This window comes from Escherichia sp. E14S1 (genome assembly GCF_004211995.1).
GTDB lineage: Bacteria > Pseudomonadota > Gammaproteobacteria > Enterobacterales > Enterobacteriaceae > Escherichia.
On the sequence record NZ_RHJQ01000004.1, the window covers coordinates 184,561 to 210,452 of the forward strand.

Here is a 25,892-nt window from a genome sequence, read left to right on the forward strand (position 1 = left end):
AGTCTCGTTTCCCGCTCCAAATTCTTCCCCCAATAAAATATCCACAGCGACGCGATGCGTTATTGCTGGTTTTTGTTGCCTCTGACAAACTCTTGTAAACAGAGTTATCCACAGGTCCGGGCTGTAATCTTAATTTCAGAAAAACTTCGCACGGTGAATAGTAATTTTTTAACTTGTTGATATATAAGTTGAAAATTAAGATTGCATTTTGTCGTATCGATCACTTGACGATGATATTCGTCTTGAATTGCAATGCGTTTTTATTTTTATTCACAAGCTGTGGATGAATCAGGCGTCACGTGGTAGTCCCTTTTCAATTACACGAACCAGACGCTGTTTTTTTGGTAATTGCACTTCGACCACGCACGCATTTCGTCTCTCAATTTGCTGCGCAATCGCCCACGCTATATGCTCATCAAGAAGTGGGTGCTCACCTTTACGACTTTCCAGCGCCGTCAGAATCGCTTCATCCCAGGGCGCATTGCCTAATGCTACGGCGATATTACGCAGCCAACGCAGGTGACCTATACGGCGAATCGCCGATCCTTCCGTGACTTTTAAGAATTTCTCTTCGCTCCATGCAAAAAGCTCAATGAGTTCCGGTGCGTGTAGTGGTTTGCGCGGGCTGAAATCGTCTTCAGTTGTCAGTTGTGAATAGCGATTCCACGGGCAGATAAGCTGACAGTCATCACAGCCGTAAATACGGTTTCCCATTAACGGTCGCAACTCTTCCGGGATAGCCCCTTCCAGCTCAATCGTCAGATAAGAAATACAACGGCGAGCATCGACGGTATATGGCTCGACGATGGCGCCGGTCGGGCAAATCGTCATACAGGCCACGCATTTACCGCATCCTTCCTCGACCGGTTGATCCACGGGCAGAGGAATATCGACCAGCAATTCACCTAAAAAGAAGAACGAACCGGCCTCGCGATTGAGGATAAGTGAGTGCTTACCTGTCCAGCCAAGTCCAGCTTTTTCAGCTAACGGGCGCTCGAGAATAGGCGCAGAATCGACAAACGGTCTAAAATTCAGCGAAACACAATGTTGCTGAATCATCTCGCCCAGCTTTTTGAGTCGGTTGCGCAGAAGCTTGTGATAGTCACGGCCCAGCGCATAACGGCTAACATAGCCGAGTTTGGGATTTTTCAGCGTGCTGGCAAATGCGGCGTTGGCAGGAAGATAATTCATCCGCACGCTGATCACGCGCAGCGTACCGGGCAATAACTCGTGGGGGCGGGCGCGCAGCATACCGTGACGCGCCATCCAGTCCATTTCGCCGTGGTACTGTTTGTCCAGCCATGCTTGCAGTTTGGGCTCGGACTCGCTGAGATCGGTATCGGTAATACCCACCTGCTGAAAGCCCAGTTCCAGCCCCCACTGTTTAATTTTTTGCGCTAACTGATTGAGATCGAGGGGCTCTGACATGACGGACCATACAATGAAGAAAAACCCCGTAAGTATACCACACACCGTCTGGCACGCCGACGATATCCGCCGCGGCGAACGTGAGGCGGCAGATGCGCTGGGGCTAACGCTCTATGAGCTGATGCTTCGCGCTGGCGAAGCCGCATTTCAGGTGTGTCGTGCTGCTTATCCTGACGCCCGCCACTGGCTGGTGCTGTGCGGTCACGGCAATAACGGCGGTGATGGTTACGTGGTCGCGCGGCTGGCAAAAGCGGTCGGCATTGATGTCACGCTGCTGGCCCAGGAAAGTGACAAACCGTTGCCGGAAGAGGCCGCGCTGGCACGCGAGGCATGGTTAAACGCGGGAGGCGAAATCCATGCGACGAATATTGTCTGGCCCGAGTCGGTGGATCTGATCGTCGATGCGCTGCTCGGCACTGGATTGCAGCAAGCGCCTCGTGAATCTATTAGCCAATTAATCGACCATGCTAATACCCATCCCGCGCCGATTGTGGCGGTTGATATCCCTTCCGGCCTGTTGGCGGAAACCGGCGCCACGCCAGGTGCGGTGATCAACGCCGATCACACCATCACCTTTATTGCGCTGAAACCTGGCTTGCTCACCGGGAAAGCGCGGGATGTTACCGGACAACTGCATTTTGACTCTCTGGGGCTGGATAGCTGGCTGGCAGGTCAGGAGACGAAAATTCAACGGTTTTCTGCTGAACAACTTTCTCACTGGCTGAAACCGCGTCGCCCGACTTCGCATAAAGGTGATCACGGGCGGCTGGTGATTATCGGTGGCGATCACGGCACGGCAGGAGCTATTCGTATGACAGGAGAAGCGGCGCTGCGTGCTGGCGCTGGTTTGGTCAGAGTGCTGACCCGCAGTGAAAACATTGCGCCGCTGCTGACCGCACGACCGGAATTGATGGTGCATGAACTGACTATGGACTCTCTTACAGACAGCCTGGAATGGGCCGATGTGGTGGTGATTGGCCCAGGTTTGGGCCAGCAAGAATGGGGAAAAAAAGCCCTGCAAAAAGTTGAGAATTTTCGTAAACCGATGTTGTGGGATGCCGATGCATTGAACCTGCTGGCAATCAATCCCGATAAGCGTCACAATCGCGTGATCACGCCGCATCCTGGCGAGGCTGCGCGGTTGTTAGGCTGTTCCGTCGCTGAAATTGAAAGTGACCGCTTACATTACGCACAACGTCTGGTACAACGTTATGGCGGCGTAGCGGTGCTGAAAGGTGCCGGAACCGTGGTCGCCGCACATCCTGACGCTTTAGGTATTATTGACGCCGGAAATGCAGGCATGGCGAGCGGCGGCATGGGCGATGTGCTCTCTGGTATTATTGGCGCATTGCTTGGGCAAAAATTATCGCCGTATGATGCAGCGTGCGCGGGCTGTGTCGCACACGGTGCGGCAGCTGACGTACTGGCAGCGCGTTTTGGTACGCGCGGGATGCTGGCAACCGATCTCTTTTCCACGCTACAGCGTATTGTTAACCCGGAAGTGACTGATAAAAACCATGATGAATCGAGTAATTCCGCTCCCTGATGAGCAGGCAACATTAGACCTGGGCGAGCGGGTAGCGAAAGCCTGCGATGGCGCAACCGTAATCTATCTGTATGGCGATTTAGGCGCAGGTAAAACCACCTTCAGCCGGGGCTTTTTACAAGCTCTGGGTCATCAGGGTAATGTCAAAAGCCCCACTTATACGCTGGTCGAACCCTATACGCTCGACAATTTAATGGTTTATCACTTTGATTTGTACCGCCTTGCCGATCCCGAGGAGTTGGAGTTTATGGGGATCCGCGACTATTTTGCCAACGATGCCATCTGCCTGGTGGAGTGGCCACAACAAGGTACAGGTGTTCTTCCTGACCCGGATGTCGAAATACACATTGATTATCAGGCACAAGGCCGTGAGGCGCGCGTGAGTGCGGTTTCCTCTGCGGGTGAATTGTTGCTGGCGCGTTTAGCCGGTTAACCTTTAAAAGGTGGCGGGATGATGTATCGCATCAGAAATTGGTTGGTGGCGGCGTTGGTGCTGCTGTGCGCGCAGGCTGGCGCCGCGACGCTCTCTGATATTCAGGTTTCTAACGGTAATCAACAGGCGCGGATAACGTTAAGTTTTAATGGCGATCCTGATTATGCGTTTAGCCATCAAAGCAAACGCACCGTGGCGCTCGATATCAAACAAACGGGCGTGATTCAGGGGCTGCCGTTGTTGTTCAGCGGTAATAATCTGGTGAAGGCGATTCGCTCTGGAACGCCTAAAGATGCACAAACGTTGCGGCTGGTGGTCGATCTTACCGAAAACGGTAAAACCGAAGCGGTGAAGCGGCAGAATGGCAGCAATTACACCGTTGTCTTTACGATTAATGCCGATGCGCCGCCACCGCCCCCTCCACCGCCTGTGGTTGCTAAACGCGTTGAGGCTCCGCCAGTGGTTGCCCCGCGTGTCAGCGAACCGGCGCGCAATCCGTTTAAAACAGAAAGCAACCGTACCACGGGTGTTATCAGCAGCAATACGGTAACGCGTCCGGCAGCGCGCGCGACGGCTAACACTGGCGATAAAATTGTCATCGCTATTGATGCTGGACACGGCGGTCAGGACCCTGGCGCTATCGGCCCTGGTGGTACGCGGGAGAAAAATGTCACCATCGCCATTGCGCGTAAATTACGTACCTTGCTCAATAACGATCCGATGTTTAAGGGCGTTTTAACCCGTGACGGGGATTACTTTATCTCGGTGATGGGGCGCAGTGATGTGGCACGTAAGCAAAACGCCAATTTCCTTGTGTCGATTCATGCCGATGCCGCACCAAACCGTAGTGCCACCGGTGCCTCCGTATGGGTGCTCTCAAACCGTCGCGCCAACAGCGAAATGGCAAGCTGGCTGGAACAGCATGAGAAGCAGTCGGAGCTGCTGGGCGGGGCGGGCGATGTGCTGGCGAACAGTCAGGCCGACCCGTACCTAAGCCAGGCGGTGCTGGATTTACAATTCGGTCATTCCCAGCGGGTAGGGTATGATGTGGCGACCAATATGATCAGTCAGTTGCAACGCATTGGCGAAATTCATAAACGCCGACCAGAACACGCCAGTCTCGGCGTTCTGCGTTCGCCGGATATCCCGTCAGTACTGGTCGAAACTGGTTTTATCAGCAATAACAGCGAAGAACGTTTGCTGGCGAGCGACGATTACCAACAACAACTGGCAGAAGCCATTTACAACGGCCTGCGCAATTACTTCCTTGCGCATCCAATGCAGTCTGCGCCGCAGGGTGCAACGGCACAAACTGCCAGTACGGTGACGACGCCAGATCGCACGCTGCCAAACTAAGGATTATTGATGCCAATTCAGGTCTTACCGCCACAACTGGCGAACCAGATTGCCGCAGGTGAGGTGGTCGAGCGACCTGCGTCGGTAGTCAAAGAACTGGTGGAAAACAGCCTCGATGCGGGCGCGACGCGTATCGATATTGATATCGAACGCGGTGGGGCGAAACTTATCCGCATTCGTGATAACGGCTGCGGTATCAAAAAAGATGAGCTGGCGCTGGCGCTCGCGCGTCATGCCACCAGTAAAATCGCCTCTCTGGACGATCTCGAAGCCATTATCAGCCTGGGCTTTCGCGGTGAGGCGCTGGCGAGTATCAGTTCGGTTTCCCGTCTGACGCTCACTTCGCGTACCGCGGAGCAGCAGGAGGCCTGGCAGGCTTATGCCGAAGGCCGCGATATGGACGTGACGGTAAAACCGGCGGCCCATCCGGTGGGAACGACGCTGGAAGTGCTGGACCTGTTCTACAATACCCCGGCGCGGCGCAAATTCCTGCGCACTGAGAAAACTGAATTTAACCATATCGATGAAATCATCCGCCGCATTGCGCTGGCGCGTTTCGACGTCACTATCAACCTGTCGCATAACGGAAAAATCGTACGCCAGTACCGCGCAGTGCCGGAAGGCGGGCAAAAAGAACGCCGTTTAGGGGCGATTTGCGGCACCGCTTTTCTCGAACATGCGCTGGCGATTGAATGGCAACACGGCGATCTCACGCTGCGCGGCTGGGTGGCCGATCCGAATCACATCACGCCCGCACTGGCGGAAATTCAGTATTGCTACGTGAATGGTCGCATGATGCGCGATCGCCTGATCAATCACGCGATCCGCCAGGCCTGCGAAGACAAACTGGGGGCCGATCAGCAACCGGCATTTGTGCTATATCTGGAGATCGACCCGCATCAGGTGGACGTCAACGTGCACCCCGCCAAACACGAAGTGCGTTTCCATCAGTCGCGTCTGGTGCATGACTTTATCTATCAGGGCGTGCTGAGCGTGCTGCAACAGCAGCTGGAAACGCCTTTGCCGTTGGAAGATAACGCCCAGTCAGCACCGCGCCATATACCCGAAAACCGCGTGGCAGCAGGGCGTAATCACTTTGCTGAACCGGCAGTTCGTGAGCCAGTGGCTCCGCGTTACTCTCCGTCTTCATCTCCTGCGCCTGCTGCAAGTAGCGGTAGCCGTCAGGCCGCCCCGTGGCCGAACGCGCAACCGGGCTACCAGAAACAGCAAGGCGATGTGTATCGCCAGCTTTTGCAAACGCCTGCAGCGATGCACAAACCAAAAGTGCAAGAATCGCAGGAACTTACGCTGGCTGCGAATGGTCAAAGCTTTGGTCGGGTGTTGACTATCGTCCATTCGGACTGTGCGCTACTAGAACGTGACGGCAATATTTCACTTTTAGCCCTGCCGGTGGCGGAACGCTGGTTACGTCAGGCGCAGTTAACGCCGGGAGATGCGCCGGTCTGCGCTCAGCCGCTGCTTATTCCGCTGCGGCTAAAAGTCTCTGGTGAAGAAAGATCGGCCTTAGAAAAAGCGCAGTCTGCACTGGCGGAATTGGGTATTGAATTTCAGTCCGATGCGCAGCATGTGACCATCAGGGCCGTGCCTTTACCCTTACGCCAACAAAATTTACAAATCTTGATTCCTGAACTGATAGGCTACCTGGCGAAGCAGTCCGTATTCGAACCTGGCAATATTGCACAGTGGATTGCACGAAATCTGATGAGCGAACATGCGCAGTGGTCAATGGCACAGGCCATTACCCTGCTGACGGACGTAGAACGGTTATGTCCGCAGCTTGTGAAAACGCCGCCGGGTGGTCTGTTACAATCTGTTGATTTACATCCGGCGATAAAAGCCCTGAAAGATGAGTGATATCAGTAAGGCGAGCCTGCCTAAGGCGATTTTTTTGATGGGGCCGACGGCCTCCGGTAAAACGGCGTTAGCTATTGAGCTGCGTAAAATTTTACCAGTAGAGTTGATAAGCGTTGATTCTGCCCTTATTTACAAAGGGATGGATATCGGGACGGCGAAGCCGAACGCTGAAGAATTACTCGCCGCGCCGCACCGATTGCTGGATATTCGCGATCCGTCGCAGGCTTATTCGGCCGCTGATTTTCGCCGCGATGCGCTGGCGGAAATGGCCGATATCACGGCGGCGGGGCGGATCCCGCTGTTAGTGGGCGGTACGATGTTGTATTTCAAGGCGTTGCTGGAAGGGTTGTCGCCACTACCGTCGGCGGACCCGGAAGTACGGGCCAGAATTGAGCAACAGGCGGCAGAGCAAGGTTGGGAGTCATTGCATCGTCAACTTCAGGAGATCGATCCGGTTGCGGCAGCAAGGATTCATCCAAATGATCCACAAAGGCTTTCCCGAGCACTGGAAGTTTTTTTCATTTCGGGTAAAACTTTAACGGAACTGACGCAAACGTCAGGAGACGCTCTACCGTATCAGGTGCATCAGTTCGCCATCGCCCCGGCGAGCCGTGAACTGCTCCATCAACGAATTGAGCAGCGTTTTCATCAGATGTTGGCTTCAGGTTTTGAAGCAGAAGTCCGGGCGCTTTTTGCCCGAGGAGATTTGCATACGGATTTGCCTTCCATTCGTTGCGTGGGTTATCGCCAGATGTGGTCTTACCTTGAAGGCGAAATCTCATACGATGAAATGGTTTATCGAGGTGTTTGCGCCACGAGACAGTTGGCGAAGCGGCAGATAACCTGGCTGCGTGGTTGGGAAGGGGTTCACTGGCTTGACAGTGAAAAACCAGAACAGGCGCGTGACGAAGTATTACAGGTTGTTGGTGCTATCGCAGGCTGAATGTGTACAATTGAGACGTATCGTGCGCAATTTTTTCAGAATCGAAAGGTTCAAAGTACAAATAAGCATATAAGGAAAAGAGAGAATGGCTAAGGGGCAATCTTTACAAGATCCGTTCCTGAACGCACTGCGTCGGGAACGTGTTCCAGTTTCTATTTATTTGGTGAATGGTATTAAGCTGCAAGGACAAATCGAGTCTTTTGATCAGTTCGTGATCCTGTTGAAAAACACGGTCAGCCAGATGGTTTATAAGCACGCGATTTCTACTGTTGTCCCGTCTCGCCCGGTTTCTCATCACAGTAACAACGCCGGTGGCGGTACCAGCAGTAACTACCATCATGGTAGCAGCGCGCAGAATACTTCCGCGCAACAGGACAGCGAAGAAACCGAATAAGGTTTCGGGCTGTTTTTTTTACACGGGGAGCCAGCGATCCTGCGTTCCCCGCTGATCTATTTAGAGGGTTATACGCTTGTTTGACCGTTATGATGCTGGTGAGCAGGCGGTACTGGTACACATCTATTTTACGCAAGACAAAGATATGGAAGACCTCCAGGAGTTTGAATCTCTGGTTTCTTCCGCCGGTGTCGAAGCATTGCAGGTGATTACCGGTAGCCGTAAAGCGCCGCACCCAAAGTATTTTGTAGGTGAAGGTAAAGCAGTTGAAATTGCGGAAGCCGTAAAAGCGACGGGAGCTTCGGTCGTTCTTTTTGACCATGCCCTGAGCCCGGCGCAGGAGCGTAACCTGGAGCGTTTGTGCGAGTGTCGTGTTATCGACCGCACCGGCCTTATTTTAGATATTTTCGCCCAACGTGCGCGTACCCATGAGGGTAAGTTGCAGGTTGAGCTGGCGCAGCTGCGCCATCTGGCTACGCGCCTGGTGCGTGGCTGGACCCACCTTGAAAGACAGAAAGGCGGGATCGGTTTGCGGGGGCCGGGTGAAACCCAGCTCGAAACCGACCGTCGTTTGTTGCGTAATCGCATCGTACAGATACAGTCGCGCCTGGAAAGAGTTGAAAAGCAGCGTGAGCAGGGGCGGCAATCACGTATCAAAGCCGACGTCCCTACTGTTTCGCTGGTGGGATATACCAACGCCGGTAAATCTACCCTTTTCAATCGCATCACCGAAGCGCGGGTCTACGCGGCAGACCAGTTGTTTGCCACCCTCGACCCGACGTTGCGGCGTATTGACGTCGCAGATGTCGGTGAAACCGTGCTGGCAGATACCGTAGGGTTTATTCGCCATCTGCCGCACGATCTGGTGGCGGCATTTAAAGCCACGTTACAAGAGACGCGGCAAGCCACATTGCTGCTGCACGTCATTGATGCGGCAGATGTGCGTGTACAAGAAAACATCGAAGCGGTGAATACGGTTCTTGAAGAGATCGATGCTCACGAGATCCCAACTCTGCTGGTGATGAACAAGATCGATATGCTGGAAGATTTCGAACCGCGTATTGATCGGGACGAAGAGAACAAACCGATCCGTGTCTGGCTTTCCGCACAGACCGGAGCGGGGATACCACAGCTTTTTCAGGCTTTGACGGAGCGGCTTTCCGGCGAGGTGGCGCAGCATACATTGCGTTTGCCGCCGCAGGAAGGGCGTCTGAGAAGTCGTTTTTATCAGCTTCAGGCAATAGAAAAAGAGTGGATGGAGGAGGACGGCAGCGTAAGTCTGCAAGTTCGTATGCCGATCGTTGACTGGCGTCGCCTCTGTAAACAAGAACCGGCGTTGATCGATTACCTGATCTAACGGCGTAGCGTCTGAAGCGTGGAGTCATATCCTCTGGCGTCGAAAGACAACAGGGATCACCGCATAACAAATATGGAGCACAAACATGGCGTGGAATCAGCCCGGTAATAACGGACAAGACCGCGACCCGTGGGGAAGCAGCAAACCTGGCGGCAACTCTGAGGGAAATGGAAACAAAGGCGGTCGCGATCAAGGGCCACCTGATTTAGATGATATCTTCCGCAAACTGAGCAAAAAGCTCGGTGGTCTGGGCGGCGGTAAAGGCACTGGTTCTGGCGGTGGCAGTTCATCGCAAGGCCCGCGCCCGCAGCTTGGCGGTCGTGTCGTTACCATCGCAGCGGCAGCGATTGTCATTATCTGGGCGGCCAGTGGTTTCTACACCATTAAAGAAGCCGAACGCGGCGTGGTAACACGCTTTGGCAAATTCAGCCATCTGGTTGAGCCGGGTCTGAACTGGAAACCGACGTTTATCGACGAAGTCAAACCGGTGAACGTGGAAGCCGTGCGTGAACTGGCCGCTTCCGGTGTGATGCTGACGTCCGATGAAAACGTAGTGCGCGTTGAGATGAACGTGCAGTACCGCGTCACCAATCCGGAAAAATATCTGTATAGCGTGACCAGCCCGGATGACAGCCTGCGTCAGGCTACCGACAGCGCCCTGCGTGGGGTTATCGGTAAATACACCATGGACCGCATTCTGACGGAAGGTCGTACCGTGATTCGTAGCGATACTCAGCGCGAACTGGAAGAGACTATCCGCCCGTATGACATGGGTATCACGCTGCTGGACGTCAACTTCCAGGCTGCTCGTCCGCCGGAAGAAGTAAAAGCGGCGTTTGATGATGCGATTGCCGCGCGTGAAAACGAACAGCAATACATTCGTGAAGCAGAAGCGTATACCAACGAAGTTCAGCCGCGTGCGAACGGTCAGGCGCAACGTATCCTCGAAGAGGCGCGTGCGTACAAGGCCCAGACCATCCTGGAAGCTCAGGGTGAAGTGGCGCGCTTTGCTAAACTTCTGCCGGAATATAAAGCTGCGCCGGAAATTACTCGCGAGCGTCTGTATATCGAGACGATGGAAAAAGTGTTGGGCAACACCCGCAAAGTGCTGGTTAACGATAAAGGTGGCAACCTGATGGTTCTGCCGTTAGACCAGATGCTGAAAGGTGGTAACGCGCCTGCGGCGAAGAGCGATAACGGTGCCAGCAATCTGCTGCGTCTGCCGCCAGCCTCTTCCTCCACAACCAGTGGAGTAAGCAACACGTCGTCCACCAGTCAGGGCGATATTATGGACCAACGCCGCGCCAACGCGCAGCGTAACGACTACCAGCGTCAGGGGGAATAACGATGCGTAAGTCAGTTATCGCGATTATCATCATCGTGCTGGTAGTGCTTTACATGTCTGTCTTTGTCGTCAAAGAAGGTGAGCGCGGTATTACGCTGCGTTTTGGTAAGGTACTGCGTGACGATGACAACAAACCTCTGGTTTATGAGCCGGGTCTGCATTTCAAGATACCGTTCATTGAAACGGTGAAAATGCTCGACGCGCGTATTCAGACCATGGACAACCAGGCAGACCGCTTTGTGACCAAAGAGAAGAAAGACCTGATCGTCGACTCTTACATCAAATGGCGCATCAGCGATTTCAGCCGTTACTACCTGGCAACGGGTGGTGGCGACATTTCGCAAGCGGAAGTGCTGTTGAAACGTAAGTTCTCTGACCGTCTGCGTTCTGAAATTGGTCGTCTGGACGTGAAAGACATCGTCACCGATTCCCGTGGTCGTCTGACCCTGGAAGTGCGTGACGCGCTGAACTCTGGTTCTGCGGGTACAGAAGATGAAGTTACTACCCCGGCAGCAGATAACGCCATTGCCGAAGCGGCAGAGCGCGTAACGGCTGAGACGAAGGGCAAAGTTCCGGTCATCAACCCGAACAGTATGGCGGCGCTGGGTATTGAAGTTGTCGATGTGCGTATCAAGCAGATCAACCTGCCGACCGAAGTGTCTGAAGCGATCTACAACCGTATGCGCGCCGAGCGTGAAGCGGTAGCGCGTCGTCATCGTTCACAAGGTCAGGAAGAAGCAGAAAAACTGCGTGCGACTGCTGACTATGAAGTCACCAGAACGCTGGCAGAAGCAGAACGTCAGGGCCGTATCATGCGCGGTGAAGGTGATGCCGAAGCTGCCAAGCTGTTTGCAGACGCATTCAGCAAGGATCCGGACTTCTACGCGTTCATTCGTAGCCTGCGTGCTTATGAGAACAGCTTCTCTGGCAATCAGGACGTGATGGTCATGAGCCCGGACAGCGATTTCTTCCGCTACATGAAGACGCCGAGTTCCGCGACGCGTTAAGATAACGACCGCGGTACAGGTCAATAAAGCCACCGCATCCTCAGGGATGTCGGTGGTTTTCTTTTTCTATAAGGATAATGAATGAATTCGACAATCTGGCTGGCGCTTGCCCTGGTTTTAGTCTTGGAAGGTTTAGGGCCGATGCTTTACCCGAAGGCATGGAAGAAGATGATCTCCGCAATGACTAATTTACCCGATAATATTTTACGTCGTTTTGGCGGTGGACTTGTGGTTGCGGGCGTTGTGGTCTACTACATGTTGAGGAAAACGATTGGCTGAGCAAAAAATAGGCTGGCTAAGGTCATTTTTGGATGCAAAAAGTGCTGTAACTCTGAAAAAGCGATGGTAGAATCCATTTTTAAGCAAACGGTGATTTTGAAAAATGGGTAACAACGTCGTCGTACTGGGCACCCAATGGGGTGACGAAGGTAAAGGTAAGATCGTCGATCTTCTGACTGAACGGGCTAAATATGTTGTACGCTACCAGGGCGGTCACAACGCAGGCCATACTCTCGTAATCAACGGTGAAAAAACCGTTCTCCATCTTATTCCATCAGGTATTCTCCGCGAGAATGTAACCAGCATCATCGGTAACGGTGTTGTGCTGTCTCCGGCCGCGCTGATGAAAGAGATGAAAGAACTGGAAGACCGTGGCATCCCCGTTCGTGAGCGTCTACTGCTGTCTGAAGCATGTCCGCTGATCCTTGATTATCACGTTGCGCTGGATAACGCGCGTGAGAAAGCGCGTGGCGCGAAAGCGATCGGCACCACCGGTCGTGGTATCGGGCCTGCTTATGAAGATAAAGTAGCACGTCGCGGTCTGCGTGTTGGCGACCTTTTCGACAAAGAAACCTTCGCTGAAAAACTGAAAGAAGTGATGGAATATCACAACTTCCAGTTGGTTAACTACTACAAAGCTGAAGCGGTTGATTACCAGAAGGTTCTGGATGATACGATGGCAGTTGCCGACATCCTGACTTCTATGGTGGTTGACGTTTCTGACCTGCTCGACCAGGCGCGTCAGCGTGGCGATTTCGTCATGTTCGAAGGTGCGCAGGGTACGCTGCTGGATATCGACCACGGTACTTATCCGTATGTAACTTCCTCCAACACCACTGCTGGTGGCGTGGCGACCGGTTCCGGCCTGGGCCCGCGTTATGTTGATTACGTTCTGGGTATCCTCAAAGCTTACTCCACTCGTGTAGGTGCAGGTCCGTTCCCGACCGAACTGTTTGATGAAACTGGCGAGTTCCTCTGCAAGCAGGGTAACGAATTCGGCGCAACTACGGGTCGTCGTCGTCGTACCGGCTGGCTGGACACCGTTGCCGTTCGCCGTGCGGTACAGCTGAACTCCCTGTCTGGCTTCTGCCTGACCAAACTGGACGTTCTGGATGGTCTGAAAGAGGTGAAACTCTGCGTGGCTTACCGTATGCCGGATGGTCGCGAAGTGACTACCACTCCGCTGGCAGCTGACGACTGGAAAGGTGTTGAGCCGATTTACGAAACCATGCCGGGCTGGTCTGAATCCACCTTCGGCGTGAAAGATCGTAGCGGCCTGCCGCAGGCGGCGCTGAACTACATCAAGCGCATTGAAGAGCTGACCGGTGTACCGATCGATATCATCTCTACCGGCCCGGATCGTACTGAAACCATGATTCTGCGCGACCCGTTCGACGCGTAATTCTGGGACGCCCGGCAGATATTTTGCCTGCTGGGCTAACAGTGTGATACATTGCTGTGTCGGGTAAGCCATTACGCTATCCGACACAGTGTTAAATCCTCGCTTTTTTCCTTCCCCAAACTGAAATAAATTAGCGACACAGCTTGTGGCTGGTTTATCATCAATATAAATGTATTTTTTCCCGATTTCCCTTTTTTGAGGTTGATGTGCAGTTAACGAGTTTCACTGATTACGGATTACGTGCGCTGATCTATATGGCATCATTGCCAGAAGGGCGGATGACCAGTATTTCTGAAGTGACTGACGTCTACGGCGTCTCCCGTAATCATATGGTCAAAATAATCAATCAACTTAGTCGTGCCGGCTACGTGACTGCTGTTCGTGGAAAAAATGGCGGCATTCGCCTGGGTAAACCGGCGAGTGCGATACGTATTGGTGATGTGGTGCGCGAGCTGGAACCTTTATCGCTGGTGAATTGCAGTAGTGAGTTTTGCCACATTACACCTGCCTGTCGGTTGAAACAGGCACTTTCTAAGGCCGTGCAAAGTTTTCTTACGGAACTGGATAACTACACGCTTGCCGATTTGGTTGAAGAGAATCAACCGCTTTATAAATTATTGCTGGTGGAGTGACGAAAATCTTCATCAGAGATGACAACGGAGGAACCGAGATGTCACAAGATCCTTTCCAGGAACGCGAAGCTGAAAAATACGCGAATCCCATCCCTAGTCGGGAATTTATCCTCGAACATTTAACCAAACGTGAAAAACCGGCCAGCCGTGATGAGCTGGCGGTAGAACTGCACATTGAAGGCGAAGAGCAGCTTGAAGGCCTGCGTCGCCGCCTGCGCGCGATGGAGCGCGATGGTCAACTGGTCTTCACTCGCCGTCAGTGCTATGCGCTGCCGGAACGCCTCGACCTGGTGAAAGGTACCGTTATTGGCCACCGTGATGGCTACGGCTTTCTGCGGGTTGAAGGACGTAAAGATGATTTGTATCTCTCTAGCGAGCAGATGAAAACCTGCATTCATGGCGATCAGGTGCTGGCGCAGCCGCTGGGCGCTGACCGTAAAGGTCGTCGTGAAGCGCGTATTGTTCGCGTACTGGTGCCAAAAACCAGCCAGATTGTTGGTCGCTACTTTACCGAAGCGGGCGTCGGCTTTGTGGTTCCTGACGACAGCCGTCTGAGCTTCGATATTTTAATCCCGCCCGATCAGATCATGGGCGCGCGGATGGGCTTTGTGGTGGTTGTTGAACTGACCCAACGCCCGACTCGCCGTACCAAAGCGGTGGGTAAAATCGTCGAAGTGCTGGGCGACAATATGGGCACCGGCATGGCGGTTGATATCGCTCTGCGTACCCATGAAATTCCGTACATCTGGCCGCAGGCTGTTGAGCAACAGGTTGCCGGGCTGAAAGAAGAAGTGCCGGAAGAAGCAAAAGCAGGTCGTGTCGATCTGCGCGATTTACCGCTGGTCACCATTGATGGCGAAGACGCCCGTGACTTTGACGATGCAGTTTACTGCGAGAAAAAACGCGGCGGCGGTTGGCGTTTATGGGTCGCGATTGCCGACGTCAGCTACTATGTGCGTCCGCCAACACCGCTGGACAGCGAAGCGCGTAACCGTGGTACGTCGGTGTATTTCCCTTCGCAGGTTATCCCGATGCTGCCGGAAGTGCTCTCTAACGGCCTGTGCTCGCTCAACCCGCAGGTAGACCGCCTGTGTATGGTGTGCGAGATGACAATTTCGTCGAAAGGCCGCCTGACTGGCTACAAATTCTATGAAGCGGTGATGAGCTCTCACGCGCGTCTGACCTACACCAAAGTCTGGCATATTCTGCAGGGCGATCAGGATCTGCGCGAGCAGTACGCCCCGCTGGTTAAGCATCTCGAAGAGTTGCATAACCTCTATAAAGTGCTGGATAAAGCCCGTGAAGAACGCGGTGGGATCTCGTTTGAGAGCGAAGAAGCGAAGTTTATTTTCAACGCTGAACGCCGTATTGAGCGTATCGAACAGACCCAGCGTAACGACGCAAACAAGTTAATTGAAGAGTGTATGATTCTGGCGAATATCTCGGCGGCGCGTTTCGTTGAGAAAGCCAAAGAACCGGCACTGTTCCGTATTCACGACAAGCCGAGCACCGAGGCTATTACCTCTTTCCGTTCAGTGCTGGCGGAGCTGGGGCTGGAACTGCCGGGCGGCAACAAGCCGGAACCGCGTGACTACGCGGAGCTGCTGGAGTCGGTTGCCGATCGTCCTGATGCAGAAATGCTGCAAACCATGCTGCTGCGCTCGATGAAACAGGCGATTTACGATCCGGAAAACCGTGGTCACTTCGGTCTGGCATTGCAGTCCTATGCGCACTTTACTTCGCCGATTCGTCGTTATCCTGACCTGACGCTGCACCGCGCCATTAAGTATCTGCTGGCGAAAGAGCAGGGGCATCAGGGCAACACCACTGAAACCGGCGGCTACCATTATTCGATGGAAGAGATGTTGCAACTGGGTCAGCACTGTTCCATGGCGGAACGTCGTGCCGACGAAGCAACGCGCGATGTGGCTGACTGGCTGAAGTGTGACTTCATGCTCGACCAGGTGGGCAACGTCTTTAAAGGCGTTATTGCCAGCGTCACTGGTTTTGGCTTCTTTGTTCGTCTCGACGACCTGTTCATTGATGGTCTGGTCCACGTCTCTTCGCTGGACAATGACTACTATCGCTTTGACCAGGTAGGGCAACGCCTGATGGGCGAATCCAGCGGCCAGACTTATCGCCTGGGCGATCGCGTGGAAGTTCGCGTCGAAGCGGTTAATATGGACGAGCGCAAAATCGACTTTAGCCTGATCTCCAGCGAACGCGCACCGCGCAACGTCGGTAAAACGGCGCGCGAGAAAGCGAAAAAAGGCGATGCAGGCAAAAAAGGCGGCAAGCGTCGTCAGGTCGGTAAAAAGGTAAACTTTGAGCCAGACAGTGCCTTCCGTGGCGAGAAAAAACCGAAGCCGAAAGCGGCGAAGAAAGATGCGAGAAAAGCGAAAAAGCCATCGGCTAAAACGCAGAAAATAGCCGCAGCGACCAAAGCGAAGCGTGCGGCGAAGAAAAAAGTGGCAGAGTGATCATTACCCTCTTCAAACAGAAGAGGGTTAGATTGCTGACAAAATGCGCTTTGTTCATGCCGGATGCGGTGTGAACGCCTTATCCGGCCTACATAATCACGCAAATTCAATATATTGCAGAGATCATGTAGGCCGGATAAACGTAGTGCATCAGGCAAAACGTAAACAACGAGTACATTAATGAGCGAAATGATTTACGGCATCCACGCAGTGCAGGCCCTGCTGGAGCGCGCCCCTGAACGTTTTCAGGAAGTCTTTATTTTAAAAGGCCGTGAAGATAAACGTCTGTTACCGCTGATTCACGCCCTTGAGTCTCAGGGCGTGGTTATCCAGTTGGCAAACCGCCAATATCTCGATGAGAAAAGCGACGGTGCCGTGCATCAGGGCATTATCGCCCGTGTGAAACCAGGACGGCAGTATCAGGAAAACGATCTGCCGGATCTGATCGCTTCGCTCGAACAACCGTTCCTGCTGATCCTCGACGGTGTAACCGATCCGCACAACCTCGGTGCGTGCCTGCGTAGCGCGGACGCCGCTGGCGTTCATGCGGTGATTGTGCCGAAAGATCGCTCCGCACAGCTCAACGCCACGGCGAAAAAAGTAGCCTGCGGCGCGGCAGAAAGCGTTCCGCTGATTCGGGTGACTAACCTTGCGCGCACCATGCGTATGTTGCAGGAAGAGAACATCTGGATCGTCGGTACGGCAGGCGAGGCGGATCATACGCTCTATCAGAGCAAAATGACCGGACGACTGGCGCTGGTGATGGGCGCGGAAGGTGAAGGTATGCGTCGTCTGACCCGTGAACATTGCGATGAGTTGATCAGCATCCCAATGGCAGGAAGTGTTTCTTCGCTGAACGTTTCGGTTGCGACCGGAATTTGCTTATTTGAAGCGGTTCGCCAGCGCAGCTAATCCCTCTGATTTAAGAAAAACCATCCAGATTTGGATGGTTTTTTTTTATCTATAGCTGGTAAGATAATTACGCTCTATAAATATTCACCTTATTAATAATTAAATTTAATATATATGGAATAATATATGATATGGAATCCGTTGGCGCTGGCGACAGCGTTACAAGCTGTACCTAAACAAAATATTGATGTAACAAATAGTGAAAATGCATTAATTATTAAAATGAATGATTACGGCGATTTGCAAATCAATGTTCTTTTTACTTCTCGCCAGATGATTATCGAAACATTTATTTGTCCGGTAAGCTATATCAATAATCCAAATGAATTTAATACATTCCTTTTAAGAAATCAGAAAATTATGCCGCTGTCATCGGTGGGGATCTCCAGCGTGCAACAGGAAGAGTATTACATTGTTTTCGGGGCATTATCGCTTAAATCTTCTCTTGAAGATATCCTGCTTGAAATAACCTCGCTGGTGGATAATGCATTGGATTTAGCTGAAATTACTGAAGAATATTCACACTAATTACAAGGACAGGTATTTATGGGAATTTTAAAAAGTTTATTTACGCTGGGGAAATCGTTTATCTCCCAGGCGGAAGAATCCATTGAAGAAACCCAGGGCGTGCGCATGCTGGAACAACATATTCGGGACGCCAAAGCTGAACTGGATAAAGCCGGAAAATCTCGCGTCGATCTGCTGGCGCGGGTGAAATTAAGTAACGATAAGCTGAAAGATTTACGCGAGCGTAAAACCAGTCTGGAAGCCCGTGCGCTGGAAGCATTAAGCAAGAACGTTAACCCATCGTTAATTAACGAAGTCGCCGAAGAAATTGCGCGCCTTGAGAATCTTATTACCGCTGAAGAACAGGTGTTGTCGAATCTGGAAGTCTCCCGCGATGGTGTGGAAAAAGCCGTTACGGCAACGGCACAGCGTATTTCCCAGTTTGAGCAACAAATGGAAGTCGTTAAAGCTACTGAAGCCATGCAGCGTGCGCAGCAGGCCGTAACGACCTCGACTGTTGGTGCCTCTTCCAGCGTTTCGACAGCTGCAGAGTCATTAAAACGCCTGCAAACGCGTCAGGCTGAGCGCCAGGCCCGGCTGGATGCCGCCGTGCAGCTGGAAAAAGTGGCAGACGGTCGCGATCTCGACGAAAAACTGGCGGAAGTGGGGATTGGTGGTGTTAACAAAAGCAATGCCCAGGATGTGCTGGCAAGGCTGCAACGCCAACAGGGTGAGTAATTTTTTGCCAGCCTCACTAAAAGGCTGGCTGCTAATTTAAGGATAAAATATGTCTGGTTTTTTCCAGCGCCTGTTTGGTCAGGATGATAAGCCTGTTATCGTTCGCGGTCCGCTGGGACTTCATCTCAATAGTGGCTTTACGCTCGACTCGTTAACGTTTCGTTTGCTGGAAGATGAATTGCTGATTGCGCTGCCGGGTGAAGAATACACGGTAGCAGCTGTCAGCCACATCGATCTGGGCGGCGGTAGCCAGATTTTCCGCTACTACACTTCGGGCGATGAATTTCTGCAAATCAATACCACCGGCGGCGAAGATATTGATGACATTGATGATATCAAGCTCTTTGTCTATGAAGAGAGCTACGGTATCAGTAAAGAGAGTCACTGGCGCGAGGCGATCAACGCCAAAGCGATGGGGGCAATGACCTTAAACTGGCAGGAAAAACGCTGGCAGCGATTTTTTAACAGCGAAGAACCGGGAAATATCGAACCCGTCTACATGCTGGAAAAAGTAGAAAATCAAAACCATGCCAAATGGGAGGTCCATAATTTTACCATGGGCTACCAACGGCAAGTGACCGAAGATACTTACGAATATTTGCTGTTAAATGGTGAGGAATCTTTTAACGATCTCGGCGAGCCGGAGTGGTTATTTTCGCGCGCGCTGGGCGTCGATATCCCGCTGACATCACTTCATATTATTGGTTAATTACAGGGACGTTTACGATGCATATACTGGATTCACTTCTTGCTTTTAGCGCCTATTTTTTTATTGGCGTGGCGATGGTAATTATTTTTCTTTTTATCTATTCTAAAATTACACCACACAACGAATGGCAGTTAATCAAAAACAATAATACCGCGGCGTCACTGGCGTTCAGCGGTACATTGTTGGGTTACGTGATCCCGTTATCCAGTGCGGCAATCAATGCGGTGAGCATTCCGGATTATTTCGCCTGGGGCGGGATTGCACTGGTGATTCAGTTACTCGTTTTTGCTGGTGTCAGACTTTATATGCCCGCATTAAGCGAAAAAATTATTAATCACAATACCGCCGCAGGAATGTTTATGGGAACCGCCGCGCTGGCTGGCGGTATTTTTAACGCAGCTTGTATGACATGGTAATGGACGATCATGGCCAGAAAACGCAAATCAAGAAATAACAGTAAAATTGGTCACGGAGCGATCAGTCGCATTGGTAGACCGAATAATCCTTTTGAGCCACGCCGCAATCGCTACGCACAAAAATACTTAACGTTGGTGTTAATGGGCGGCGCCGCTTTTTTAATAGTCAAAGGATGGAGTGAAAGTAGCGATGTCGATAACGACGGCGACGGAACGTTTTACGCGACAGTGCAGGATTGCATTGATGACGGTAATAATTCAGACATCTGTGCTCATGGCTGGAACAATGCCAAAGCGGCATTTTATGCCGATGTTCCGAAGAATATGACTCAGCAAAATTGCCATTTTAAGTATGAAAATTGCTATTACGACAATGTTGAACAGAGTTGGATCCCGGTCATTTCTGGATTTTTGTTAAGCCGGGTTATTCGTAAAGATCGCGATGAGCCGTTTGTTTATAACAGCGGCGGATCCTCATTTGCTTCCCGTCCCGTCTGGCGCAACACTTCCGGTTATTACTCCTGGCGCTCCGGTTCTGGCAAAAAAGAGTCTTACTCCACGGGCGGCTTTACCACCAAAAAAGCGTCTACCGTTTCTCGCGGCGGCTATGGTCGCTCGTCCAGCGCCCGCGGGCATTGGGGAGGCTAATCATGCTGAGACACAATGTTCCTGTGCGGCGGGATCTGGACCGGATTGCCGCCGATAACGGATTTGACTTTCATATCATCGACAATGAAATCTATTGGGATGAGAGTCGGGCTTACCGCTTTACTCTGCGCCAGATTGAAGAGCAGATCGAAAAACCGACTGCGGAACTGCATCAGATGTGCCTGGAGGTGGTGGATCGTGCGGTTAAAGATGAAGAGATCCTGACGCAACTGGCGATCCCGCCGTTGTACTGGGATGTGATCGCCGAAAGCTGGCGCGCACGCGATCCTTCGCTGTATGGCCGTATGGATTTTGCCTGGTGTGGTAATGCGCCGGTTAAGTTGCTGGAGTACAACGCCGATACGCCAACTTCATTGTACGAGTCGGCTTATTTCCAGTGGTTGTGGCTGGAAGATGCTCGGCGCAGCGGCGTTATTCCGCGCGATGCCGATCAGTACAATGCCATTCAGGAGCGCCTGATTTCACGCTTTAGCGAGCTTTATAGCCGGGAGCCGTTTTATTTTTGCTGCTGTCAGGACACCGACGAAGACAGGAGTACCGTGCTGTACTTGCAGGACTGCGCTCAGCAGGCAGGACAGGAGTCGCGGTTTATCTACATTGAAGATCTCGGTTTGGGCGTCGGCGGTGTACTGACCGATCTTGATGATAATGTCGTCCAGCGTGCATTTAAGCTGTATCCGCTGGAGTGGATGATGCGTGACGATAACGGTCCGCTGCTGCGCAAGCGTCGTGAGCAGTGGGTGGAGCCGTTATGGAAAAGTATCTTGAGTAACAAAGGGCTAATGCCGCTGCTTTGGCGCTTCTTTCCTGGTCATCCTAATCTTCTGGCGTCCTGGTTTGAGGGTGAAAAACCGCAGATCGCCGCTGGCGAAAGCTATGTGCGTAAACCGATCTACTCACGCGAGGGCGGTAACGTCACCATTTTCGACGGCCAGAATAACGTCGTTGACCACGCTGATGGTGATTACGCCGATGAACCGATGATCTATCAGGCGTTTCAACCGCTACCGCGATTTGGCGATAGTTACACGCTGATTGGTAGCTGGATTGTCGATGATGAAGCGTGCGGTATGGGTATCCGCGAAGATAACACGCTGATCACTAAAGACACTTCGCGTTTTGTTCCGCACTACATTGCGGGTTAAGAATGTTTTAGCAATCTCTTTCTGTCAGGAATCCGTGGCAGTGACCATACTAATGGTGACTGCCATTGATGGAGGGAGACACCGTGCACTGGCAAACTCACACTGTTTTTAACCAACCTATACCCTTAAATAACAGCAATTTATACCTGTCTGATGGCGCGCTCTGCGAAGCGGTAACGCGCGAAGGCGCTGGCTGGGATAGCGATTTTCTTGCCAGTATTGGTCAGCAACTCGGAACGGCAGAATCCCTTGAACTGGGGCGGCTGGCGAATGTAAACCCACCTGAACTGTTGCGCTACGATGCCCAGGGGCGACGTCTGGACGATGTTCGTTTCCATCCCGCATGGCACCTGCTGATGCAGGCGTTATGTACCAATCGGGTACACAACCTGGCCTGGGAAGAAGATGCTCGTTCTGGCGCATTTGTGGCGCGGGCGGCGCGTTTTATGTTGCACGCGCAGGTTGAGGCCGGGTCGTTATGTCCGATAACGATGACCTTTGCCGCCACGCCATTGCTGTTACAGATGCTACCCGCGCCGTTTCAGGACTGGACCACCCCGCTGCTGAGCGATCGCTACGATTCTCACTTATTGCCAGGCGGGCAAAAACGCGGTTTGTTGATTGGCATGGGAATGACGGAAAAGCAGGGCGGTTCCGATGTCATGAGCAACACCACCCGTGCAGAGCGTCTGGAAGATGGCTCTTATCGGCTGGTGGGGCATAAATGGTTTTTCTCGGTGCCACAAAGCGACGCGCATCTAGTGCTGGCGCAGACCGCGGGCGGTTTGTCCTGCTTTTTTGTGCCGCGATTTTTGCCTGACGGGCAACGCAACGCGATTCGGCTGGAGCGTCTGAAAGATAAGTTGGGTAATCGTTCCAATGCCAGTTGCGAAGTGGAGTTTCAGGATGCCATTGGCTGGTTGTTGGGTCAGGAAGGGGAAGGGATTCGCCTGATCCTGAAAATGGGCGGGATGACGCGTTTTGATTGTGCACTGGGCAGCCACGCCATGATGCGCCGTGCGTTCTCGCTGGCGATTTATCACGCACATCAGCGTCATGTATTTGGTAATCCGTTAATAGAACAGCCTCTGATGCGCCATGTCTTAAGTCGCATGGCGCTTCAGCTTGAAGGGCAAACAGCATTGTTGTTTCGTCTGGCGCGGGCCTGGGATCGACGTGCCGATGCTAAAGAAGCCCTATGGGCGCGCTTATTTACGCCTGCGGCGAAATTTGTGATCTGCAAACGTGGCATTCCGTTTGTGGCTGAAGCGATGGAGGTACTGGGCGGTATTGGCTATTGCGAAGAGAGCGAACTACCGCGACTTTATCGAGAGATGCCAGTGAACAGCATCTGGGAAGGCTCTGGCAATATTATGTGCCTCGATGTGCTGCGCGTTCTTAATAAGCAAGCGGGCGTATACGACTTGCTGTCGGAAGCGTTTATGGAAGTGAAAGGGCAAGATCGTTATTTTGATCGCGCGGTTCGTCGTTTACAGCAGCAACTGCGCAAACCGGCTGAGGAATTGGGACGGGAGATAACACATCAATTATTTTTGCTGGGCTGCGGCGCGCAAATGTTGAAATATGCTTCTCCGCCAATGGCGCAGGCGTGGTGTCAGGTGATGTTAAATACGCGCGGTGGCGTGCGGTTGTCAGAGCAGATCCAGAATGATTTATTGCTGCGGGCGACGGGGGGAGTGTGTTTGTAAGCGTATACGACGGATGCGACGCTGGTTTCGATTAACTAAATGAAATATGTGAAAATTGTAGGCCGGACAAGGCGCTCGCGCCGCATCCGGCATTGTTCATTTGCTGTAGATGACACTCACGCATACAGTATCGCCTGTACACGCCAGTTATCGGGCTGCTGGTCTTCATACATGGTAATAATGCGATACCATGATGCCCCTTGTTCATCGGCCTTTAACGCCACGATACGTTCCACGTCCTGCGGATCCCCTGAAATATTGCTAACCGAGATCTGACCTATTTCATTCAGGCCCGTCACGCAGTCAGCACTGGCGAATTCTGCAGACTGTGCCGTGGCGCTCGCAGGATAAGTCACTAATTGCAGCGAGGGTGAGGCAAGTAATTGTTTCATCGTCAGCTCCATTTTTCGTTTCCCCACATGTTGCAGGGCATTCCATCGCGGTAATAAACGCCCGAGCTTCCAGCCGGTAATTTATTGTGCACAGGTAAACGCATAGGGACGCAAAGCAATGTAAAGCTGACTATGTAAGTTGTCTGATTTATTTACGGTACAAAATGGCTTGTGAATACCACTGTCCTGTCACGATGGTTTCATCCACCATTACGACAACGTAATAATCAGCTTTTGCAGCGACAGCTTTCGCTCTGATTTCTGCTAATGCGTCATCCGGAGAGCCCCGTACCATCGTGCTTACGCTACCTATTCGCTGTAACCCTTGTGTCTGGTCACGGCGAATCTCTTGCGGATGGTCCGTTACTGGCGGTGCTGGCTGTGGCGTACCTTGCAGTGCGCTACAGGCGCTTAGCATCAACACCAATAATAAACTGGCAAACCGATAAATAACGCTATTACGTTTCCTGCTAACCATAGTGTAGTGCCTTATTTATTTAACTTGAGGGGAATGTTCCCGAATTGTTACCTGGTACGCGATTTTCGAATGAAAACGTTGTGAAAGCGTAATCCACATCTCAACATTATGAACTAATACGGTCAGCAGAAACTTGTGCTAAGGATTTCTTCATGTCATACCAGACTCAAAGGAGAAAAAGATGATTGAATTAGAATCACGCGTGCTGGCTGATATTCCCGTTCTTCACGCTTATCCCATAGGGCAAAAAGAACCCCCATTACCGTGTGTGATTTTTTATCACGGATTTACTTCATCCAGCCTGGTTTATAGCTATTTTGCCGTCGCGCTGGCGCAGGCTGGTTTCCGGGTGATCATGCCGGATGCGCCCAATCACGGTAGCCGTTTTAGTGGCGACGCAGCGAGGCGTTTAAATCAATTCTGGCAAATCTTGCTACAAAGTATGCAGGAATTCACTACTTTACGTGCGGCAATAGCCGAAGAAAACTGGCTGCGTGATGAACGCCTGGCGGTTGGTGGCGCGTCGATGGGCGCAATGACCGCGTTGGGGATTACCGCTCGCCACCCCACGGTGAAATGTACCGCCAGCATGATGGGGTCTGGCTATTTCACATCGCTTGCCCGTTCACTGTTTCCACCGTTGAAGCCTGAAACGCCAGCACAGCAAAACGAATTTGATAACATTATTGCTCCACTGGCAGAGTGGGAAGCGACAAACCACCTGGACGAACTGGGAAGCAGGCCACTGCTGTTGTGGCATGGCCTTGACGATGATGTTGTGCCTGCCGAGGAATCACTACGTTTGCAGCAGGCATTAAGAGAAACGGGACGAGATAAACAGTTAACCTGTTTATGGCAGCCTGGCGTGCGCCACCGTATTACACCCGAGGCGTTAGATGCTGCAGTGACGTTTTTCCACCAGCATCTTTAAACACGCAGAATGCTGACCCCTTGCGCTTCCAGCTGTTGCAGGATCTCTGGGTTAGCATTTTTGCCGGTGATCAGCATATCGATTTGATCGGCGCGGCTAAAGAGCATCCCCGCGCGTTCACCAATCTTACTGCTATCGACCAGCACTACCAGTTTCCCTACCACGCTCAGCATCTTCTGCTCTGCCATCGCTGTCAGCATATCGGTTTTATATAACCCTTCTGCGGTCAGCCCTTTGCCGCTGGTAAACATCCAGTGCCCGGCATAGAGACTGTTTTCGCTGCCCTGTGGGCTTAAGGTGATGGACTGACTTTTGTTGTACTGCCCGCCCATGATGATCACGCTGTCATGTTCCTGATCGATCAGATAGTTTGCCAGCGGGAGATAATTAGTGATGATTTGTACCGGTTTGCCACACATTTCCCGGCCGAGCAGAAACGCGGTAGAGCCGCAGTTGATGACCACGCTTTCGCCCGGATTGACCAGTTGTGATGCCGCTTTAGCGATACGTACTTTTTCATCGTGATTCTGCGCCTGATGCAGATTCATCGGCGTCCATCGCGGGCGCTGCTGGGTAATCGCTTCGGCGCCATTGCGCACTTTTTTCAGTTTGCCGCTTTCGTCGAGTTTATTGATATCGCGTCGCGCAGTGGCAGGCGAAATTCCCAGACGCTCAACGACTTTCTCCACGGTCACAAAGCCCAATTGTGCGAGCATTTCCAGGAGGATTTGATGTCTTTGTGCTTCAGTCATGAGCTATTCCGATAAAATTTGATTTTTTTAGATGATATTTGAAATAGCCAGGAAATA

General features: G+C 52.2%; 27 protein-coding genes. 23 read left to right on the forward strand and 4 right to left on the reverse strand.

The window, feature by feature from the left end:
- The first annotated feature begins 252 nt into the window (after positions 1 to 252).
- On the forward strand, positions 253 to 306 hold the full coding sequence (locus D9734_RS05570; protein ID WP_100699686.1) for a hypothetical protein: 54 nt from the start codon (positions 253 to 255) through the stop codon (positions 304 to 306).
- On the opposite strand, the gene queG is transcribed toward D9734_RS05570, so the two are convergent.
- Positions 289 to 1,428, reverse strand: coding sequence for a tRNA epoxyqueuosine(34) reductase QueG (gene queG, locus D9734_RS05575; protein ID WP_130205981.1), 1,140 nt, complete (start codon positions 1,426 to 1,428; stop codon positions 289 to 291). The two genes, D9734_RS05570 and queG, sit on opposite strands and share 18 nt — an antisense overlap.
- Between queG and nnr the strand changes: the two genes are divergently transcribed.
- The 21 genes from nnr (at position 1,427) to D9734_RS05680 (ending at position 23,282) form a co-directional block, all read left to right on the forward strand.
- Positions 1,427 to 2,974, forward strand: coding sequence for a bifunctional ADP-dependent NAD(P)H-hydrate dehydratase/NAD(P)H-hydrate epimerase (nnr, locus tag D9734_RS05580; protein ID WP_130205983.1), 1,548 nt, complete (start codon positions 1,427 to 1,429; stop codon positions 2,972 to 2,974). The genes queG and nnr overlap by 2 nt on opposite strands.
- Positions 2,946 to 3,407, forward strand: coding sequence for a tRNA (adenosine(37)-N6)-threonylcarbamoyltransferase complex ATPase subunit type 1 TsaE (gene tsaE, locus D9734_RS05585; protein ID WP_000981977.1), 462 nt, complete (start codon positions 2,946 to 2,948; stop codon positions 3,405 to 3,407). The genes nnr and tsaE overlap by 29 nt, the downstream gene beginning before the upstream one ends.
- An 18-nt stretch (positions 3,408 to 3,425) precedes the next feature.
- Entirely contained in the window at positions 3,426 to 4,763 is a 1,338-nt protein-coding gene (amiB, locus tag D9734_RS05590) for an N-acetylmuramoyl-L-alanine amidase AmiB (protein WP_130205985.1), read from the forward strand.
- Between the two features lie 9 nt (positions 4,764 to 4,772).
- A complete protein-coding gene (gene mutL / locus D9734_RS05595; RefSeq protein ID WP_130205987.1) occupies positions 4,773 to 6,638 on the forward strand; it encodes a DNA mismatch repair endonuclease MutL in 1,866 nt (621 codons plus the stop codon).
- Positions 6,631 to 7,581 carry a tRNA (adenosine(37)-N6)-dimethylallyltransferase MiaA gene (gene miaA, locus D9734_RS05600; protein WP_001280339.1) on the forward strand — a complete coding sequence of 317 codons (951 nt, stop codon included), beginning with the start codon at positions 6,631 to 6,633 and terminating at the stop codon, positions 7,579 to 7,581. The genes mutL and miaA overlap by 8 nt, the downstream gene beginning before the upstream one ends.
- 85 nt (positions 7,582 to 7,666) lie before the next feature.
- Positions 7,667 to 7,975, forward strand: a complete 309-nt coding sequence (gene hfq / locus D9734_RS05605) for an RNA chaperone Hfq (protein WP_001051883.1) — start codon at positions 7,667 to 7,669, stop codon at positions 7,973 to 7,975.
- Positions 7,976 to 8,051: 76 nt separating this feature from the next.
- Complete coding sequence (gene hflX / locus D9734_RS05610; protein WP_000460360.1) at positions 8,052 to 9,332, forward strand: ribosome rescue GTPase HflX; 1,281 nt, start codon at positions 8,052 to 8,054, stop codon at positions 9,330 to 9,332.
- 85 nt (positions 9,333 to 9,417) lie between these two features.
- Positions 9,418 to 10,677 carry an FtsH protease activity modulator HflK gene (hflK, locus tag D9734_RS05615; RefSeq protein ID WP_130205989.1) on the forward strand — a complete coding sequence of 420 codons (1,260 nt, stop codon included), beginning with the start codon at positions 9,418 to 9,420 and terminating at the stop codon, positions 10,675 to 10,677.
- 2 nt (positions 10,678 to 10,679) lie between these two features.
- Positions 10,680 to 11,684: a protease modulator HflC gene (hflC, locus tag D9734_RS05620; RefSeq protein WP_001232411.1), complete on the forward strand. Its 1,005-nt coding sequence runs from the start codon at positions 10,680 to 10,682 to the stop codon at positions 11,682 to 11,684.
- Positions 11,685 to 11,765: 81 nt separating this feature from the next.
- Positions 11,766 to 11,963, forward strand: coding sequence for a DUF2065 domain-containing protein (locus D9734_RS05625; RefSeq protein WP_001089295.1), 198 nt, complete (start codon positions 11,766 to 11,768; stop codon positions 11,961 to 11,963).
- Between the two features lie 103 nt (positions 11,964 to 12,066).
- Positions 12,067 to 13,365, forward strand: a complete 1,299-nt coding sequence (purA, locus tag D9734_RS05630) for an adenylosuccinate synthase (protein ID WP_000527955.1) — start codon at positions 12,067 to 12,069, stop codon at positions 13,363 to 13,365.
- A 206-nt stretch (positions 13,366 to 13,571) separates the two neighbouring features.
- Positions 13,572 to 13,997 carry a nitric oxide-sensing transcriptional repressor NsrR gene (gene nsrR, locus D9734_RS05635; RefSeq protein ID WP_001177639.1) on the forward strand — a complete coding sequence of 142 codons (426 nt, stop codon included), beginning with the start codon at positions 13,572 to 13,574 and terminating at the stop codon, positions 13,995 to 13,997.
- Between the two features lie 38 nt (positions 13,998 to 14,035).
- A complete protein-coding gene (gene rnr, locus D9734_RS05640; RefSeq protein WP_130205991.1) occupies positions 14,036 to 16,477 on the forward strand; it encodes a ribonuclease R in 2,442 nt (813 codons plus the stop codon).
- Between the two features lie 180 nt (positions 16,478 to 16,657).
- Positions 16,658 to 17,389 carry a 23S rRNA (guanosine(2251)-2'-O)-methyltransferase RlmB gene (gene rlmB / locus D9734_RS05645; RefSeq protein ID WP_001293284.1) on the forward strand — a complete coding sequence of 244 codons (732 nt, stop codon included), beginning with the start codon at positions 16,658 to 16,660 and terminating at the stop codon, positions 17,387 to 17,389.
- A 126-nt stretch (positions 17,390 to 17,515) separates the two neighbouring features.
- Positions 17,516 to 17,917, forward strand: coding sequence for a DUF2170 family protein (locus D9734_RS05650; RefSeq protein WP_130205993.1), 402 nt, complete (start codon positions 17,516 to 17,518; stop codon positions 17,915 to 17,917).
- Positions 17,918 to 17,935: 18 nt separating this feature from the next.
- Entirely contained in the window at positions 17,936 to 18,634 is a 699-nt protein-coding gene (locus D9734_RS05655) for a PspA/IM30 family protein (RefSeq protein WP_130205995.1), read from the forward strand.
- 49 nt (positions 18,635 to 18,683) lie between these two features.
- On the forward strand, positions 18,684 to 19,343 hold the full coding sequence (locus tag D9734_RS05660) for a YjfK family protein (protein WP_130205997.1): 660 nt from the start codon (positions 18,684 to 18,686) through the stop codon (positions 19,341 to 19,343).
- A 17-nt stretch (positions 19,344 to 19,360) separates the two neighbouring features.
- On the forward strand, positions 19,361 to 19,759 hold the full coding sequence (locus D9734_RS05665; protein ID WP_000547760.1) for a DUF350 domain-containing protein: 399 nt from the start codon (positions 19,361 to 19,363) through the stop codon (positions 19,757 to 19,759).
- 9 nt (positions 19,760 to 19,768) lie between these two features.
- Positions 19,769 to 20,407 (forward strand): DUF1190 domain-containing protein, encoded by a 639-nt coding sequence (locus D9734_RS05670; RefSeq protein ID WP_130205999.1) that lies wholly within the window; start codon positions 19,769 to 19,771, stop codon positions 20,405 to 20,407.
- Positions 20,408 to 20,409: 2 nt separating this feature from the next.
- Complete coding sequence (locus D9734_RS05675; protein WP_130206001.1) at positions 20,410 to 21,573, forward strand: glutathionylspermidine synthase family protein; 1,164 nt, start codon at positions 20,410 to 20,412, stop codon at positions 21,571 to 21,573.
- An 83-nt stretch (positions 21,574 to 21,656) separates the two neighbouring features.
- Positions 21,657 to 23,282: an isovaleryl-CoA dehydrogenase gene (locus tag D9734_RS05680; RefSeq protein WP_130206003.1), complete on the forward strand. Its 1,626-nt coding sequence runs from the start codon at positions 21,657 to 21,659 to the stop codon at positions 23,280 to 23,282.
- 116 nt (positions 23,283 to 23,398) lie between these two features.
- On the opposite strand, the gene yjfN is transcribed toward D9734_RS05680, so the two are convergent.
- Both yjfN and bsmA read right to left on the reverse strand, forming a co-directional pair.
- Positions 23,399 to 23,674, reverse strand: coding sequence for a DUF1471 family protease activator YjfN (gene yjfN / locus D9734_RS05685; protein WP_000811566.1), 276 nt, complete (start codon positions 23,672 to 23,674; stop codon positions 23,399 to 23,401).
- 148 nt (positions 23,675 to 23,822) lie between these two features.
- Complete coding sequence (gene bsmA / locus D9734_RS05690; protein WP_000254636.1) at positions 23,823 to 24,152, reverse strand: biofilm peroxide resistance protein BsmA; 330 nt, start codon at positions 24,150 to 24,152, stop codon at positions 23,823 to 23,825.
- A gap of 181 nt (positions 24,153 to 24,333) precedes the next feature.
- Here bsmA and yjfP point away from each other — a divergent pair, with 181 nt between their 5' ends.
- The gene (gene yjfP / locus D9734_RS05695; RefSeq protein WP_130206005.1) at positions 24,334 to 25,083 is read left to right on the forward strand and encodes an esterase; all 750 of its coding nucleotides are present in this window, start codon (positions 24,334 to 24,336) and stop codon (positions 25,081 to 25,083) included.
- On the opposite strand, the gene ulaR is transcribed toward yjfP, so the two are convergent.
- On the reverse strand, positions 25,080 to 25,835 hold the full coding sequence (gene ulaR, locus D9734_RS05700; protein ID WP_000133631.1) for an HTH-type transcriptional regulator UlaR: 756 nt from the start codon (positions 25,833 to 25,835) through the stop codon (positions 25,080 to 25,082). The two genes, yjfP and ulaR, sit on opposite strands and share 4 nt — an antisense overlap.
- Positions 25,836 to 25,892 lie beyond the last annotated feature (57 nt).